This window comes from Arthrobacter sp. BF1 (assembly GCF_056680215.1).
This window is the reverse complement of sequence record NZ_CM155271.1, coordinates 3,947,175-3,963,791: the sequence shown is the minus strand read 5'-3', so window position 1 is coordinate 3,963,791 and position 16,617 is coordinate 3,947,175. Positions and strand designations below refer to the sequence as shown.

The following is a 16,617-nucleotide window of genomic DNA, read 5'->3' as shown; positions in this document are numbered from 1 at the left end:
GTTTTGCGCAGACCGCGTCAGAGCTTTGATAGAAAGGACACTATGGAACTGGACGATCTCCTTAGGGCGCTGAATGCCGGACACACCATCAGCGGGGACTCGCCGTTGCATGCGGTCATGCACCGGGTCAGCCAGGATGCCCTGCGGATCACGGGCGAACTCAACGATGGATATCAGGAGCCTGCTCGGGTGCGGGAGCTGTTAGCTCAGCTGACGGGCAAGCCAGTTGAGGAATCCGTGACGGTTTTCCCGCCCTTCTACTCCGACTTTGGGAAGAACATCACCCTCGGTGAGCGCGTCTTCATCAATTCCGGGTGCAAGTTTCAGGACCAGGGCGGGGTGGTCATCGGGGATGACTGCCTGATCGGTCATAACACGGTGATTGCCACGCTAAACCATGACCTGGCGCCGAGCCGTCGCGCGGACATGCATCCTGCCCCTGTCGTCATCGGCCGCAATGTGTGGATCGGATCGAATGCCACAATTTTGCCGGGTGTGACAATTGGTGATGATGCAGTCGTGGCGGCTGCGTCCGTGGTCACGAAGGACGTACCGGCAAAGTCCATTGTTGTAGGCTCGCCTGCACGCGTAGTGCGCTCACTGACCAACTGACCCGTGCTGGTATCACCAGCGCCTGGGCAGGAGCATCACGAGAACTCCCAGGTTTTATCCACGTCGAATCCTTGAGGCTGCGACCGGAGCGGCATTCATCGTTGTGTCGAGTTAACTGAACGCCTGCGGTGGTCGATGACGGAGAACCGCCACCCAGATACCAAAGACGTCCGCAGGCCTGTGAAAATGGCTGGCATGGACAAATTTGAAGCCGGGACCGGGGTTGGACAGGACTCGGTCCTGGAGGTTCAGGTGGAGCTGGTCGACAGCGAGCCTGAGATTTGGCGTCGAATCGAGTTCCGGGGCTCCGTGGCTTTGAGCCAGGTCCATCAGGTCCTCCAGGCAGCCTTTGCCTGGGAAGACGCGCACCTGCACAGCTTTGTTGCATGCGACCCGTTCGCACCGCTGCGGCCGGTCGACGGCGATATTCCCGGGGTCCTGCAGTGGCTTCCAGGGCAGGAGTGTGAAGAACCGGGCGACAGGCCCGAGGAGGATTGCTCCCTGGGTCAGCTGCTCGCGCTGGGATCGGGCGGAGCGTTCTACGAGTACGACTTCGATGACAGCTGGCTGCACCGGCTCGAGCCGGTTTCACGCCGGCCCGCGGACGAAAACAGTCCGCCGGCCCGGTTGATTACGGCGCCCGGCGCGGCCCGCTGGAAGACTCGGGAGGTTCCCCCGGTTAGGAGGAGATTATGGATGCTGTGGTCGACCCGTCCCTTCCTGACCATGCCGAACATTCCGCATGGGTGGCCGACATAACCGGCTCCGATGAACCTTTTGATCCTGCCTTCCTGGACATTCGCGCTGTGAACCGGGCGCTGGCTGAGCGGTTCTGACCCCGGAGTCCGGGGGAGAATACGCCAACGAATGATGGAATGAAACAGCCCCTTTTGGAGGCACTCCCCCGCTTGTTTTAAAGGGCCGATATTGGACCTTCTGTCAGCCTGACCATGTCCGGATAAGCTTTTGCTTCCTGCCCATTAGGGTGACGGTGAGCGGTCCATGGCTGGGGTCAATTCGGGTTATCCAAGGCAGGAAATGGGAGCCGTTGGAGTAGCTCCCTGGCAGCAGTAGCGGTGGATAACCTACGAGAATTGTCCCCGGCTGTAGGCGGGCGGAGCGGACTCCTCGTTCGAAAGTAGATAGTTCCGGTTGTTCCGCGGACCAGAACAAGGGGCCGTGTATCAGCGTGGAGTTGCCGCTGTGAAAGGCTGCAGTTATGGAAAACTCATCTCGGGAACATGACCTCGTTCTCTACGGAGCGACGGGTTTCGTTGGCGGCCTGATCGCCGGCTACGTCGCTGAGCAAGCACCGGCCGGTACGCGAGTCGGGCTCGCTGGCCGGTCGAGGTCCACACTCGAAGCGGTTCGGTCGCAGTTACCGGTCGCGGCGCACGGATGGACCCTTATCGAAGCCGACTCGGAGGACGCGGACTCGATCGCCCCCCTGGCCGCGAACACGCGCGTGCTCTTCACAACCGTCGGTCCATACGCGAAACACGGACTACCCGTCGTCGACGCCTGCGCACGGGCCGGTACCCACTACGCCGACCTCGCGGGTGAGGTGTTATTCATCCGGGAGGCCATTGATCGCTACGACGCTCTGGCCAAGACTAGCGGGGCCAGGATCGTGCACTCCTGCGGTTACGACTCCGTGCCGTCCGACCTCGCGGTACTGCTGCTCCATCAGGCCGCAGAAGCCGATGACGCTGGCGGTCTGGTCGAGGTCCAACTCGTTGCTACGGCCAAGGCTGGCATCAGCGGAGGCACGCTCGAATCGATGCGCGGGCAGCTCGACGCGATGCGATCGAGCACCGCCCTGCGGTCATTAGCCGCGGACCCCTACGCTCTGAGCCCCGACCGCACACGGGAGCCGACGACACAACAACCTCCTGACGCCGGTCCCGTGCGCCGTTCCGATGACGGCACCTGGACCGCACCATTCATCATGGCCCCGTTCAACACTCGCATAGTGCGCCGAAGCAACGCATTGCAGGGCTGGGCCTACGGCCGCTCCCTTCAGTACGGAGAGGTGATGGGGGTGACCCCCGGACCGGCAGGAGCAGTCATCGCCAGGGCAGCGGCACTCGGGCTCCGGGCATTCACGGCAGCGATGGCGTTCCCGCCCACCCGGCGGGTGCTCGACCGCTGTCTTCCGGCACCAGGTACGGGTCCGAGCACCAGCGCACAGCGCGCGGGCTGGTTCCACTCCCAGGTAACCGCCCGCACCGAGAACGGGCACCGATACCAGGCGATTGCTGCCGGCCCCGGTGATCCCGGCTATGCCGCCACCGCCGTGATGGCAGGCGAGACTGCACTCGCTCTTGCCCTCGACGGCGACCGGCTGCCGACCGCCAAAGGATCCCTGACACCGGCAACTGCACTCGGCAACGTGCTTATACAACGACTCCGCACGGCCGGCCACACTTACCAAGTAACCAAACTCGCCTGAACCCAGGTCCTGCACTCAACGGCGCAGGCAGGGGAGCGTGGCTCACTCCACCTTGGCCTGGCGCAGGTACTGGTAGACCGTTTCCCTGCTGATCCCGTAGTCGCGGGCAAGGACGGCTTTCGGGACACCGTCGCCGGCCCGCTGGACCAGTTCAGCCGCTCGTTCCGGCGTGAGGAACTTTTTCCGCCCTTTGTAGGCGCCGCGCTGTTTGGCCAAGGCAATGCCTTCTCTTTGGCGTTCCCTGATAAGGGAGCGTTCGAATTCGGCGAAGGCGCCCATAACGGAGAGCATGAGGTTGGCCATGGGGGAGTCCTCGCCGGTGAAGACCAGACTCTCTTTGACAAACTCCACCCGCACGCCTTTGCGTGTCAGTCCCTGGACCAGAGCACGCAGGTCATCCAGGTTCCGGGCGAGCCGGTCCATGCTGTGCACGACGACAGTGTCGCCGTCGCGGGCGAACTGCAGCAGTTCGGTGAGCTGCGGGCGGGCGGTGTCCCGACCGGAGGCCTTGTCGGTGAAGACCGGTCCATAAGCTGGCCTTCGAGCTGGCATTTCTCGTTCTGTTCAAGTGTGCTCATACGCACGTACCCGATCCGCTGTTCAGTCACCGGTGCCTCCAAGCTAATCCTGTCAGGTTGAGTTCGAGGCCCCTGTCAGAAGCAAGTCAAGGCATGCCGCCCCGGTCCGTCAGGTTTGGGTGTGCCTCACTATGACATCCCAGGGCAAAAGCGTGATGCGTGCGTCGGCGCGGCGGAAACCTCAGAAGTCCATGACGACGTGGAAGTGTTCGGGCGATTGGCCGACTATGGCAGCGGCTGCGGAGCGGACCGCGTGCGGGATATCTTCCAACGCCCGCGCCTCGGCAGTCAGTTCCGGCATCTGCACTGCCTTGACCGTGAAAAGCCCGTCGGTGGCACTGGAGATGTAAACGTTCAACTCCAAGCGTTCCACCCTCCCATGACCCATAGACCAGAAACGCTATCGTGCATGCGAAGTACCCGCAGGTAACCGCTGGTGGAGTGAAGTAGTTCTTGCTGCTTTGAGTGGAGCATACACCTCAGGATGTACTCAGCCACCCGCCGTTGTGGACAGGACCACGCTTTTAATAGGACGCTCAGCACGTTCGACGGTCGACGGGCACTTCGATTGCCTCATCGTCGTCGAGCTCAGCGCGCAACCTTGCAAGGTCCGTGGGATTTATGAGGAGTTGTTCAGGGCCATTAAGTTGGGTCACTTATATTCCTTCCGGTGGCCCAGTCGTTGATCACAGGCCGCATGGATGCCCCCCGTGTCTCTAGAAGGCGGCGCCCCATTCCCCGGCACAGTTTTTCCGCAGGATTCGATCAAGGGGTGATCAGTTTCAGCTCATGGCCTCTACGATCGTGCTTGTGCCGCCCGGTGCACCTGGCCGGCAGCGAACTTAGCTGCCACGACGATTCTGGGGATCGATAGCCTTGCTCAAATCCATAAAGACGCACCTCGCGGTCGTTGCCGCTGGACTGGGCCTGGCTCTGGCCATGACTGTGGTTCAACCCGCGGCCGCGCAGGCGGCGGCGGCCCAGATTTCCCTGAGTCCCGCCACGGGACCTGCGGGATCCTCCATCACGGTGACCGGCAGCGGCTTCAAAGCTTCCACGACCGGAACCGTGATCATAGGATCTGTTACCTTCCCGTTGAAGACGACGTCGGCCGGTGCGTTCAGCGCCTCGGCCACGATCCCGACGGCGGCCACCGGCAAGGTCACGGTGACTGCCAAGACGTCCTCCGTCCAGGCCTCGGCCGTGTTCACGGTGACGGTGCCGGCCCCGACGGTGCCGTCGATCAGTACAGCCAGGCTCCGGTTCGGCGTAGCCACCGCCGGTGGGCCACTGGCCGGCAGCGAGCTCGATGAGGTCTCTGTTCTCGCCGGTGAAGCGCCGTCCAGTGTGTTGTTCTATGAGGACTTCGCGCAGCCCGCACCCATCACCGAGATGAACGCCGTCCGCGCACGCGGCGCCGTGCCGCTGGTCACCTGGGAGCCGTGGCTGTGGGGAGGGGGAGTAAACCAACCGGCCTACAGCCTGAACAGGATCACCGCCGGCGATTTCGATGCGCACATCATTCAGTGGGGTCAGGCGCTGGCCTCTTGGGGTTACCCCGTCCAGCTGCGGTTTGCCCACGAGATGAATGGCGACTGGTATCCGTGGGCTGAAAGCGTCAACGGCAACCAGCCCGGGGACTATGTCCAGGCCTGGCGGCACGTTCACGACCTTGTCGCGGCACAAGGGGCCAGCAATGTTTCGTGGGTGTGGAGCCCCAACGTTCCTTACTATGGGTCCACCGACCTGGCCGGGTTGTATCCCGGGGCAGGGTACGTGGACGTCGTGGCCCTGGATGGGTACAACTGGGGAACCTCCGCCTCCTGGAGCGGCTGGATCTCCCCGCAGGACCTCTTCGCGCCGGGCATCGCCCAGCTTCGGTCCCTTGCCCCCGGGGTACCGATCCTCATTGCTGAGACGGCTTCGAGTGAAGCCGGAGGTGACAAGGCTGCCTGGAACACCGCGCTGGTGTCCTACCTTGCCGCCCAGCCCGATGTGATCGGGTTCGTGTGGTTCCACATGCAAAAGGAAACGGACTGGAGGATCAACAGCAGCACCACCTCCGCCACAGCGTTCAAGAACGCCCTGCAGGCCCGACGCACGTCCTAATCGCCCATTCGGGCCATCCGCGGCTGGCCCGGCTGTGATTCCGGGCCGGGCCAGCAGCGCCGTCGCGGCCCAGAAAGAGGTAGTCAGCGGTCTTCAGGACAAGCTTGGTTCAGTCCAGAGTCAGATCAAGGCTATTGACGGCAGCATCGCGCTGGGCGGCTGCGCGGTTTAGCTAGTAAAGGGAAGACGGAGGAGCCCGGCCGCATGGCCGGGCTCCTCCGTGCCTTGGAGCGTTTTGCGACGGGCCTTAGCCGGCCAGCGCCTTCACCACTTCCTTCGCCACGTCCTCGCTGGACTGCGGATTCTGGCCTGTGATGAGGTTGCGGTCGCGCACCACGTTGGAACTCCACGCAGCCGCATTCTCAATGACGGCGCCCTTGGCCTTGAGCGCATCCTCGACCAGCCACGGGGTGTTCTCCCCGGTGCCCCCGTTCAGTTCCTCTTCGTTGGTGAAAACGGTGAGGCGGCGGCCCGCAAAAGCGAAGGAGCCGTCGTCGAGCCTTGCGCTGAGCAAGCCTGCGGGACCGTGGCAGAAGGGCGCAATAACCTTTCCGGCACTGTCGGCAGCAACAAGCAGGCGGCCAAGGTCGGCGTCCTTGTACAGATCGGCCATCGGGCCGTGACCGCCGGGCATCACCACGGCCTCGTAGGCATTAATGTCGACGTCGGCCAGCACCAGCGGTGCCGAGAGTTCGGCGTCGATGTTGGCCAGGTACTCACGGAAACCGTCCGCTCGTTCCTGGCCGCCTGCGGACTCAGGTGCCAGGCTGACCTGGTCCACGGTGGGCTTCACCCCGCCCGGTGTGGCGATGTGGACCGTGTGTCCGGCATCCCGCAACACCCGGTGCGAGACAACGAGTTCCTCCGCCCAGTAGCCGGTGGGATGTTCGCTGCCGTCCTTCATGGTCAGCGAGTCAGCGGCCGAAACGACCATCAAAATGATTGCCACGTTGTGGCTCCTCTCAGTGCCGGACTTCTCCGGCGGGTAGATTGCGGGATATGCAGCGCTCAGGCTTCGGCCGATGCCTTGGAAGCCGCGTCAAGCTCAGCGTAGGTTGCGTCGTCGATCCGGACCTGAGCTGCAGCCACGTTTTCTTCAAGGTGCTTCACCGATCCGGTGCCTGGGATCGGCATCATCACGGGGGAGCGGCGGAGCAGCCAGGCGAGTGCCACCTGCGAGGTGGTGGCACCGAGCCGCTTGGCCGCTTCATCCAGCGGGCCGCCGGGCTGCGCGAGTTCGCCGGCCGAGATGGGGGCCCACGGGATGAAACCGATGCCGTTCGCCTCCGCGTACTCGAGCACATCCTCCGAGCTGCGGTCCGTCAGGTTGTAGCGGTTCTGGACTGTGGAGACGGTGAAGTGTTTTCCGGCCGCTTCGAGTTCGGCCACACCCACCTGGGACAGGCCCACTGCCCTGACCTTGCCTTCATCCTGCAGTTCGCGGAGCACTCCGAACTGCTCGTCTGCGTCTACCTTCGGATCGATCCGGTGCAGTTGGAGCAGGTCCAGGGTGTCCACCTTCAGCTTCCGCAGGCTCAGTTCGGTCTGCTGGCGCAGGTATTCCGGCCGGCCCACCGGGATCCATTTGTTGGGGCCGGTCCGGGTGAAGCCCACCTTCGTGGCGATCTTCAGGCCCCCTGCGTAGGGGTGCAGGGCCTCGGCGATGATCTCTTCGCTGATGTTGGGTCCGTATGAATCGGCGGTGTCAATGAAGTCCACGCCGAGTTCGACGGCGCGGCGCACCACTGCGAGGGCAGCCTGGCGGTCTGCGGGTTCACCCCACACGCCGTCGCCTACGATGCGCATGGCACCAAAGCCGAGGCGGTGCACGGTTCCGAGGTCCTTGAGGTCGATGGTTGCGGACAGTTCCGTCTGGTTCGTGTCTAGGCTCATAGGGGCGGCAACTCCGTCAGCATGCTGAGTATTCCGTCACCGGATGAAATAACCCGCGCGCCGCCGTCGTTGTCGAGAGTGTGCCCGCCGTAACCCGGCGCGCCCACTCCTACGCAACGCATTTGAAAGGCCGGCACCGACGTGACGCTTCCCCTCTCCATCCTTGACCTGGCAACCATTGGCAAAGGCCAGACGGCGGCGGAAAGTTTCGCCGGGAGCGTGGCGATGGCGCAGCGGGCGGAGGAGCTCGGATACCGGCGGATCTGGTACGCCGAGCACCACAACATGTCCTCCATCGCTTCCTCCGCCACCAGTGTGCTGATCGCCCACGTGGCCGCTCACACCAGCACCATCAGGCTCGGGGCCGGCGGAATCATGCTGCCCAACCACTCGCCGCTGACCATCGCCGAGCAGTTCGGCACCCTTGAGACGCTGCACCCGGGCCGGATCGATCTTGGCCTGGGCCGCGCCCCCGGCAGCGACCAGAACACCCTGCGCGCGCTGCGCCGGGACCCGATGTCCGCCGACAGCTTCCCGCAGGACGTCCTGGAGCTGCAGGGCTACCTCACCGGCCCCACCCGCATCCAGGGCGTCGAGGCCACCCCCGGCAAGGGCGCCAACGTGCCGCTCTACATCCTGGGTTCGTCGCTGTTCGGCGCGCGGCTTGCCGCCCAGCTGGGGCTGCCGTATGCGTTCGCCTCGCACTTCGCCCCCAACGCACTGCAGGATGCCGTGGCGCTCTACCGCCGCGAATTCAAGCCGTCAGCCCAGCTCGACGCACCGCACGTCATCGCCGGCGTGAACGTGATCGCCGCCGACTCTGCTGCCGAGGCGCAGGAAGCGTTCCGGGCCACGCTGCGCGCGCGCGTCGGACTCTTCTTCGGCGGCGGACGCGAGTTCACCGACGACGAAGCGGACATGATCCTGGACTCCCCGCAGGGCCAGCATGTTTCGCAGATGGTGAAGTACTCGGCCATCGGCACCCCGGACGCGGTGATCGACTACCTTGACGGGTTCGCCAAGCACTCCGACGCCGACGAACTGATCGTGGCGCACCAGAACAGCGGCACCGAGGCCCGCATCCGCTCCGTCGAGCTGCTCGCCGAGGTTGCCGGGCTGGCCCGGGTCTAGTCGCGGCTAGGGCTGTACGGGGGGATCGACCTTAGGCGACGTCGGCCGGTGCCCCGCGGCTGCGGCATGAACATCGCCCTCGTCGTGGCCGGTCTTCTTTTTGCCGAACGGCAGTGCTTTGAGCAGCGGGCCCACGATAGCCATGACCAGGAGACCCCAGGCAAGCCCCAGGACGGCCGAGCACAGGGTGTTGACGAGCCAGGCCAGCGCGCCGCCCACAGCCGCGATCCCGGCGACAGGGGACTCGATGGCATGGACCAGGTCGTACGGGGCGTGCCAGCCGAGGTCGTGTGCTCCCTGCAGCATGATGTGGCCGCCAACCCACAGCATGGCGATCGTCCCGACCAGGGTGATCGCGGTCAGCACCGCTGGCATGCCCCTGACGAGCAGTTCGCCGGTTCGCTGGGAGCCTGCGGAGTCCTTGGCTGCCAGGTGCAGGCCGATGTCGTCCATCTTGACGATGAGGGCGACGGCGCCATAAACGAGCGCCGTGATCACCAGCGCTACGATGACCAGGATGAAGGCCCGGACCCACAGGGATTCGTGGGCCACTTCGTTCATCGAGATGACCATGATCTCGCAGGACAGGATGAAGTCGGTGGTGATGGCGCCCTTGGTGACCTTGGCCTCGGCCTCAGGCCCCCGGTCGACGGCCGGCGCGTCTTCTTCGGCCTCGTGGTGGCCGCGGAGCTTGTGCCAGACCTTCTCGGCGCCCTCGTAGCAGAGGTAGGTGCCGCCCGCCATGAGGATGAACGGGATGGCCCCCGGGATGAAGGCGCTGATGAGTAGCAGCGCCGGCAGGATGATCAGCAGCTTGTTTCGCAGCGAGCCCCAGAAGATCCTTTTGATCATGGGCAGTTCGCGGGACGGGTCAGCCCCGGACACGTACTGCGGGGTAACGGCGGCGTCGTCGATCACCACGCCGGCAGCCTTGGCCCCGGCCTTTGCGGCTCCGGCAGCGACGTCGTCCACCGAGGCGGCCGCTATGCGGGCCAGGGCTGCGATGTCGTCCAGCAGGGCGACAAGACCGCCGCTCACAGCCCGCCCCCGTGCTCGAATGCGGACGGCTGGGCATTGAAGCCTCGGTCGAGGCGTGTGAAATGCATGCTCGGAGTATATGGGCCCGGGCAGCTTGTCGAAAATGCCGGCGAATGGCACCGGAGTGGACCACGGTGCCAAGACGAGGCGCGGCCCCTCACAACTCAGACCCGGCAAGGTCATCGCCCGCAGCGACAAACCGCCGCTGGCGCCCGAAACCGAGGACGAAATCTCCGGGATCGTGCCCAACGTGGTGTTCCCGCCGCCATGAGCCCGGCCATGCTCGCCGTCACGTAGGGCACGTTCTTGGAAAGGACGACGGCGGCCTGCCGCGGGATGACGCGGGCGGCCCCGCTGTCGGGCCCAAAAGGCTGCTCTGCGTGATACGGCGCGAAGCGAGGCCAGCGGCGGAAGGGTGGCCCCGCCGTCGGACCTCATGCAATCGCAACTTGATGCCACCGCAACATCGTCGCGGCTAGGCGACCGCCTCTACGTTGCCGATGGCGGCCCGAAGCCGGGCCGCGGCGGTCTCGGGAGGGATGTCGGCGATGAACGCCCCCATCGCCGCTTCGGACCCGGCCAGGTACTTGAGCTTGTTCTCTTCCCGCCGGGGAGATGTCAGCTGCAGCATCAGCCGGACATCGTCCCGGTGGGCGTTGACGGGGGCCTGATGCCACGCGGAGATGTAGGGGGTCGGCGTCGAGTAGAGGGCATCAACGCCGCGCAGGAGCCGGCCGTACAGCCGGGAGAACTCGTCACGTTCCTCATCCGTGGTCGCGGCCAGGTCCGGGACGTGCCGGTGGGGGAGCATGTGCACTTCCAGCGGCCAGCGCGCGGCGAACGGGACGAACGCCGTCCAGTGCTCGCCCCTGAGCAGGACCCGCCCGGATTTCTGCTCGAAGCTGAGGATGTCCTCGAAGAGGGTGCCGCCGTACTCCCCGATCGTGCGGATCAGCTGGGCGGTGCGGGGGGTGATGTACGGGTAGGCGTAGATCTGGCCGTGCGGGTGGTGCAGCGTCACGCCGATCGCCTCGCCGCGGTTCTCGAAGGGAAAGACCTGCTCGACGCCGGGCAGCGCGGACAGTGCCTCCGTCCGGTCGGCCCAGGCCTCCACCACCGTCCGCATCCGGGACAGCGATACGCCGGCGAGGGAACCGGTGTGTTCGGGCGAGAAGCACACCACTTCGCAGCGGCCCACTGACTGCCGGCTGCGTCCGAGGCCGATCCGGGCCAGATCATCGAGGCCCTCCGGCGCTTCGGGGCCGGACAGCCCGGGACCAAACGATGGGGACTTGTTTTCGAAGACGGCAACGTCATAGAGGCTGGGGATTTCCGAGGGGTTGTCCGGCGACGCCGGGGCCAGCGGGTCCAGATGCGAGGGCGGAAGGACCACCCGGTTCTGCCGGGCGGCCGCGATCGAGATCCACTCGCCGGTCAGGACATCCTGGCGCATGGTGGCGGTGGGCGGCCGGACGGCCGGCTCGCGGAGGTCCGGTCCGCGTTCCGGCCCGAGAGTCGTGCCGGCGTCGTCGAAGTAGATGAGGTCCCGTCCGTCGGCGAGCTTGTAGGCACGCTTGGTGATCTGGTCCATGCTAGGAGTTCCTTGCGGGGCGGCCGCCGGGGGTGGCGTCATCGTTTATCCGGCGGACGGCCAGGAGCACACCGTGTTCGGGGTTGAGGACCGGCATCGGGAGGCCGGACGCCACCAGGAAACGGCCGGTGGCCTCGATGCCGGTGCTGAGCCACGCCGGCGGCACGGTCTGCATAAAAGCGTGTCTGTCGCCGGGCGCCGGGTAGACGGCCTCCACCCGGTAACGGGCGTCGGGGTGCAGCGCCGGCAGGCAGACCCGCCCGGGGATTTCGGCGAACGACGTCGCCACGGACACCAGCGCGTAGAGGGCTTCGCTGCCGTCCTGAGCGACCACACCGTGCAGCCGCAGCGCGGGATCGGGCTCGTCGGCGCGCACCATGCGGCCGCTGTGCAGCAGGGCACGGTACTTCTTGAACAGCGCGATGGCCTGGCCGAGCTCCTCACGCTCCGGGGCGTTGAGCTGCCGGAGGTCCCATTCAAGGCCGAAGTGGCCAAACATCGCGGTGACTGCCCGGAACGAGAGATCGTGGGTCCGCGCGGTGGTGTGGCTCGTGGTGGGGCCGATATGTGATCCGACGAGCTCCGGCGGCACCACCATTCCCGTCCAGCGCTGGATGGTCTGCCGTTCCAGGGCGTCGTTGCAGTCCGACCCCCAGACCCGGTCCGTGCGTTCCAGGATGCCGAGATCCACGCGGGCGCCCCCGGATGAGCAGCTTTCAATCTCGACCCCGGGGTGGGCCCTGCGCAGTTCGTCCAGGAGCCGGTAGACAGCCCGGGTCTGAGCATGGACGGAAGGCCGGCCGGCATGGCCCATCTCGGTCAGGTCCCGGTTTTGATCCCATTTGAGGTAGCTGATCCGGTTTTCCCGCAGGAGGGCATCGAGCCGGTCGAAAATGTACTGCCAGGCGTCGGGGTTGACCAGGTCCAGGACCTGCTGGTGCCGCCACCGTTCCGGCAGCCGGCCGTCCGTGCCGCCCGCTGGGTGCGCAGCGGGGCCGGCGATCCAGTCCGGGTGCGCCCGGGCGAGATCCGAGTCCTCGTTGATCATCTCCGGCTCCACCCACAGGCCAAACTCCATGCCGTGGCCGGTCACGGCGTCGATCAGCGGCGTGAGGCCGTCGGGCCAGAGCTGCTCATCGACGTACCAGTCGCCGAGGCCGGCGGTGTCGTTGCGCCGCCCGCGGAACCAGCCGTCGTCGAGCACATAGCGTTCAACGCCCAGGCCGGCGGCGGACCGGGCAAGTTCCAGCAGGGCCGGCAGCCGGTGGTCGAAATACACCGCCTCCCAGACGTTCAACACCACCGGCCGGGGTTTGCCCGATGCCGCGTTGGGGTGGTGCGGGCGGCCGCGGAACCAGCTGTAGAAAGCCTCGGTGATGCCGTCCAAACCGACGTCGGAGTAGGCGGCAAACAGCCAGGGGGTCTCATAGCGGGCGTTCGGGGCCAGGCTGATTTCGGCCGATCCCAGCAGCTCCGAGGCGCCGATGACGGTCCGGCCGTCGCCGGCAGTGTCGACGAAGCTCTCGTGGTTGCCGCTCCAGCCCAGATGGACGGCCCACACCTGCCCGTGGCGGTACCCGAACCCCGCCGTGCCGGCGGCCAGCAGGAGTGAGGAGTCATGGCCGGTCCGGCCGTGCCGGCCCGAACGGACCCAGGTGCCCTGATGCAGCGGAAGGCGTTGGGGATGGGACTCCCGGCACCAGCGCCCGGTCAGGTCAAGGACTTCCGTGGCTGCGCGGCCCACCGGCAGCACCGCCGCCAGTTCCTCCACGAAGTAGGCGTCCGGCCCGTCGTTCGTCAGTGAGTGGCGGATTTGGAGCAGCCCGCCGTCGTTGATCCGGAGCTCGGTCCGGACCGTGATACCGGCGTCGGGGTCGGTCTGGGTGATGAGGGCGGATCCGGCGTCAGGGTGGGTTTCGGCGGTCACCAGCCGGAGCCGGGAGGAAAACCCGCCGCCATTCCGGTGGCCGCGGAGTCCCGGCCGCCCGCGCCATCCCGAGGAAGCCTGCGGGATGAGGCCAAGGATCACCGGGGTGTCCAGAGCGGAGTGCGGCACAGGGTCCGTCAGCAGCGATAGGTCCGGCAGGTCCGGGCCGAGGTCGGCGCCGAAGTGCAACACGGCCGGCTCGCCGGTGCTGAAATCGATGAGCAGCGCGGTGCCCGAGCGTCGCAGGTACAGCGGCGCCGGGGGCAGGGCGGTCCCCCCGGGCAGGGGTTCCGCGGCAAGATTCAGGTCCGGGTTGTTCACTGCAGCTCCAGGCGTTGTTGTGTGGTGTGGGGGCGGGCGGGGTGGTAGGTGCCAGTGGTCAACCGGTGGCGGCGCCGGCGGGGGCGGCGACCGGGGCCAGCCGCAGCCGGCCCACGCGTTGGCCGAGGATGCGCCTGGCTTCGCCGCCCAGCAGGTCGTCGCTGATCAGTTCGTCGGCGTCCTCGAGGGCGGCGATGGTGCTGATGCCGAGCGTGCCCCACTTCGTATGGTCTGCCAGGACCACCACGCGACGCGACGCCGCCACGAAGGCCCGGTCGGTTTCGGCCTCCAGCACGTTCGGAGTAGTAAACCCGGCATCGGCGTCGACTCCGTGGACCCCGAGGAACAGCACGTCCAGGTGCAGCTGACTGAGGGAGGACGTGGCCAAGGGACCCACCAGCGCGTCGGAGGGCGTGCGCTCGCCGCCGGTCAGGATCACGATGGACCGCGAAGAACTCTGGTGGAACACGTTGGCAATCCGCACCGAGTTGGTGACCACCGTGATCCGAGGACCGGCGGACAGCAGCTGGGCCAGCGCCCAGGTGGTGGTGCCCGCGCTGAGCCCCACGGCCATTCCCTCGCGCACCTGGGCGGCAGCCTCCCGGGCAATCGCCATCTTTTCGTTCTTGAACTGGGTCACCTTCAGCTCAAAACCCGGCTCGTGCGTGCTGGCTCCGCCCGGCAGTTTGGCCCCGCCATGGATCTTCTCTACCGCGCCCGCCGCGTCGAGGGCCTCGATGTCCCGCCGCACCGTCATCAGCGAGACGCCCAGTATCCTCGCGAGGTCCGCGACACGGACGATCCGCTCACGCTGGACCTCGGCGAGGATGGCTGAGTGACGGGCTGCGGCGAGCATGGGGAGTCCTTACCTGCTCGCGTGGTCAGGCTGGTTTGCCTGATTTGATGGGCTTGCGGGGGTGCCGACCAGTTGGACGGCAGGCGAACGGACGACGGCGACGGCACCGGCCGCGAGGCCCAGTCCGCCGTCGAGTTCCGTTCCCGTGATGAGGTCGACTCCTTCCAGCGGCAGCCGGACGTCACGGGTTCCGTGGTTGATGCAGAACGTCCAATCGGTTCCGTCCTTGCTGCGCCGGGCGACTTCCACATCTTCCGGCAGATCCGGGACGAGCGGCTCCACCCCTGCGTCGGCGCACACAAGGGTGAGCAGTTCGCCCAGGCCCTCCGGCGCGAGCGTGGTGGCGATGTAGTAGGAGCGGCCGGTTCCGGCACGGTTGCGGGTTACGGCCGGAGAACCTGCGGCCGGCCCCTCTGCCACGGACGCAAGGACCTCGGCGGTGGTGGCCCTGCCCAGTTCATTCCAGCAGCTGCCGGCACCGAAGCCGCTGAGCCCGACGCTTTCCCCCGCCCGCAGCGGAAAGAACTCTTCCATCTGCACGCCCAGCAGTCCGCTGAAGGCGCCGGGGTAACTGCCCAGCCTGATGTGGTCATTTTCGTCCACGATTCCGGAGAAGTACGACACCACCAGATGGCCACCGGAGCGTACGTATCCGTCCAGGTTGGCCACGCCCGCGTCCGTGAGCAGATACTGCATGGGGGCAACGACAAGCCGGTAGCCGGAGAGGTCGTCGGTGCTCCGGGCGAAGTCCGTGGGGATGCCGGAGCGGTAGAACGCATCGTGCCAGCGCCGCGTTTCGGCGATGTTTGAGGCATCCACGCTCGGGTGCGAGTCCAGCTCGGACGCCCAGCGGGCATCGGTGTCGTGCAGGATGGCGACGTCCACCCGGCCGGAGGCCCCGGTGACCACCGAGCCGCTGACTTCGGCCATGCTGCGCAGCGCCTGGCCGAGTTGCACCACTTCACGCCAGACCTTGGTCTCGGTGCCTGCATGGGGCAGCAGCCCGGAGTGGAACTTTTCGGCGCCGGCGCGGGAGGCCCGCCACTGAAAGAACAGCGCCCCGTCCGCCCCGCGGGCCACGTGCTGCAGCGAGTTGCGCAGCATCTCGCCGGGTGCTTTGGCGATGTTGCGGGGCTGCCAGTTCACGGCCGACGTCGAATGTTCCATCAGCAGCCACGGCTTGCCTTTGGCCCAGCCGCGGGTGAGGTCCGCCGTGGCCGCCAGCTCCTGGAAGTTCCGCAGATCCTCGGCAATAAGGTAGTGGTCGTTGGAGACGACGTCCATCTCCTCGGACCAGCGCCAGTAGTCCACCGGCTGGTGCAGTCCCATGTTGAAGCCCATGAAGTTGGTGGTGACGGGATGCCCTGAGTGCGAGCGGATGATGGCAGCTTCTGCTTTGTAGCATTCGAGCAGTTCGTCAGAGGAGTAGCGGGCGAAATCCAGCTGCTGGGTTGGGTTAACCCAGGTCCCGGAGGTCCGGGGCGGCAGGATTTCCTCCCAATCCGAGTAGCGCTGGGACCAGAACGCGGTGCCCCACGCGGCGTTGAGGGCTTCGAGGCTGCCGTAGCGGCGCTCGAGCCAGAGCCGGAAACCGGCGGCGGCGCCGTCGGAGAAGTCCGGCTGGTTATGGCAGCCGTACTCGTTGTGGACATGCCACATAACGACGGCGGGATGGTCCTTGTAGCGCGCGGCGATCTGCTCGGTGAGGGCCGCGGCTGCCCGCCGGTAGTCGGCGCTGGAGGCAGCGAAGGCTTGCCGGGAACCGTAACTGTGCCTCACGCCGTCGGCCGTTACCGGCAGGGATTCGGGGTAATTGTGGCTGAACCACGGCGGCGGTGAGGCGGTGGCGTTCGCCAGGTCAACCCGCACGCCGTTGGCGTGGAGCAGGTCCAGGATCCGGTCCAGCCAGCCGAATTCGTACACGCCCTCGGACGGTTCAAGCAGCGACCAGCTGAAGATGCCCACGCTGACCAGGTTGACGCCGGCCTCGCGCATCAGCCGGACGTCCTCTTCCCACGTCTCCTCGGGCCACTGCTCGGGGTTGTAGTCGCCGCCGAAGGCCAGCATCGGGGATCCCTCGGAGCCGAGGCGGGCGGTGATGTAGTCCAT

14 protein-coding genes and 1 pseudogene are annotated in these 16,617 nt (G+C 66.2%); 6 read left to right on the top strand and 9 right to left on the bottom strand.

The window, feature by feature from the left end; translation table 11 throughout:
• Positions 1-42 precede the first annotated feature (42 nt).
• From AC1MCD_RS18640 to AC1MCD_RS18630, 3 genes are all read left to right on the top strand, one after another.
• The gene (locus AC1MCD_RS18640) at positions 43-612 is read left to right on the top strand and encodes a DapH/DapD/GlmU-related protein (protein WP_498674121.1); all 570 of its coding nucleotides are present in this window, start codon (positions 43-45) and stop codon (positions 610-612) included.
• 195 nt (positions 613-807) lie between these two features.
• On the top strand, positions 808-1,371 hold the full coding sequence (locus tag AC1MCD_RS18635) for a plasmid pRiA4b ORF-3 family protein (protein WP_498674117.1): 564 nt from the start codon (positions 808-810) through the stop codon (positions 1,369-1,371).
• 460 nt (positions 1,372-1,831) lie between these two features.
• Positions 1,832-3,064, top strand: coding sequence for a saccharopine dehydrogenase family protein (locus tag AC1MCD_RS18630; RefSeq protein WP_498674114.1), 1,233 nt, complete (start codon positions 1,832-1,834; stop codon positions 3,062-3,064).
• 42 nt (positions 3,065-3,106) lie between these two features.
• Here AC1MCD_RS18630 and AC1MCD_RS18625 read toward each other — a convergent pair.
• Both AC1MCD_RS18625 and AC1MCD_RS18620 read right to left on the bottom strand, forming a co-directional pair.
• Positions 3,107-3,672 (bottom strand): annotated as a pseudogene (locus tag AC1MCD_RS18625) (recombinase family protein).
• A gap of 151 nt (positions 3,673-3,823) precedes the next feature.
• Entirely contained in the window at positions 3,824-4,006 is a 183-nt protein-coding gene (locus tag AC1MCD_RS18620) for a hypothetical protein (protein ID WP_498674111.1), read from the bottom strand.
• Between the two features lie 575 nt (positions 4,007-4,581).
• Here AC1MCD_RS18620 and AC1MCD_RS18615 point away from each other — a divergent pair.
• Positions 4,582-5,751, top strand: coding sequence for a glycosyl hydrolase (locus AC1MCD_RS18615; protein ID WP_498678424.1), 1,170 nt, complete (start codon positions 4,582-4,584; stop codon positions 5,749-5,751).
• Between the two features lie 247 nt (positions 5,752-5,998).
• Here AC1MCD_RS18615 and AC1MCD_RS18610 read toward each other — a convergent pair whose 3' ends face one another.
• Both AC1MCD_RS18610 and AC1MCD_RS18605 read right to left on the bottom strand, forming a co-directional pair.
• Positions 5,999-6,700 (bottom strand): type 1 glutamine amidotransferase domain-containing protein, encoded by a 702-nt coding sequence (locus AC1MCD_RS18610; RefSeq protein WP_498674109.1) that lies wholly within the window; start codon positions 6,698-6,700, stop codon positions 5,999-6,001.
• A 59-nt stretch (positions 6,701-6,759) separates the two neighbouring features.
• Entirely contained in the window at positions 6,760-7,644 is an 885-nt protein-coding gene (locus AC1MCD_RS18605; RefSeq protein ID WP_498674108.1) for an aldo/keto reductase, read from the bottom strand.
• Positions 7,645-7,785: 141 nt separating this feature from the next.
• Between AC1MCD_RS18605 and AC1MCD_RS18600 the strand changes: the two genes are divergently transcribed.
• Entirely contained in the window at positions 7,786-8,775 is a 990-nt protein-coding gene (locus AC1MCD_RS18600) for an LLM class flavin-dependent oxidoreductase (RefSeq protein ID WP_498674107.1), read from the top strand.
• Between the two features lie 6 nt (positions 8,776-8,781).
• On the opposite strand, the gene AC1MCD_RS18595 is transcribed toward AC1MCD_RS18600, so the two are convergent.
• Entirely contained in the window at positions 8,782-9,813 is a 1,032-nt protein-coding gene (locus tag AC1MCD_RS18595) for a DUF808 domain-containing protein (RefSeq protein WP_498674106.1), read from the bottom strand.
• Between the two features lie 103 nt (positions 9,814-9,916).
• On the opposite strand from AC1MCD_RS18595, the gene AC1MCD_RS18590 reads away from it, so the two are divergent.
• Positions 9,917-10,084: a hypothetical protein gene (locus tag AC1MCD_RS18590; protein ID WP_498674105.1), complete on the top strand. Its 168-nt coding sequence runs from the start codon at positions 9,917-9,919 to the stop codon at positions 10,082-10,084.
• Positions 10,085-10,288: 204 nt separating this feature from the next.
• On the opposite strand, the gene galT is transcribed toward AC1MCD_RS18590, so the two are convergent.
• Genes galT through AC1MCD_RS18570 form a run of 4 tightly spaced genes read right to left on the bottom strand, consistent with a single transcriptional unit; the run spans position 10,289 to position 16,617 of the window.
• Positions 10,289-11,404, bottom strand: a complete 1,116-nt coding sequence (gene galT, locus AC1MCD_RS18585) for a galactose-1-phosphate uridylyltransferase (RefSeq protein WP_498674104.1) — start codon at positions 11,402-11,404, stop codon at positions 10,289-10,291.
• A 1-nt stretch (position 11,405) separates the two neighbouring features.
• Entirely contained in the window at positions 11,406-13,652 is a 2,247-nt protein-coding gene (locus AC1MCD_RS18580; RefSeq protein WP_498674102.1) for an alpha-galactosidase, read from the bottom strand.
• Positions 13,653-13,710: 58 nt separating this feature from the next.
• A complete protein-coding gene (locus tag AC1MCD_RS18575) occupies positions 13,711-14,508 on the bottom strand; it encodes a DeoR/GlpR family DNA-binding transcription regulator (RefSeq protein WP_498674100.1) in 798 nt (265 codons plus the stop codon).
• A 9-nt stretch (positions 14,509-14,517) separates the two neighbouring features.
• On the bottom strand, positions 14,518-16,617 hold the full coding sequence (locus AC1MCD_RS18570; RefSeq protein WP_498678422.1) for a beta-galactosidase: 2,100 nt from the start codon (positions 16,615-16,617) through the stop codon (positions 14,518-14,520).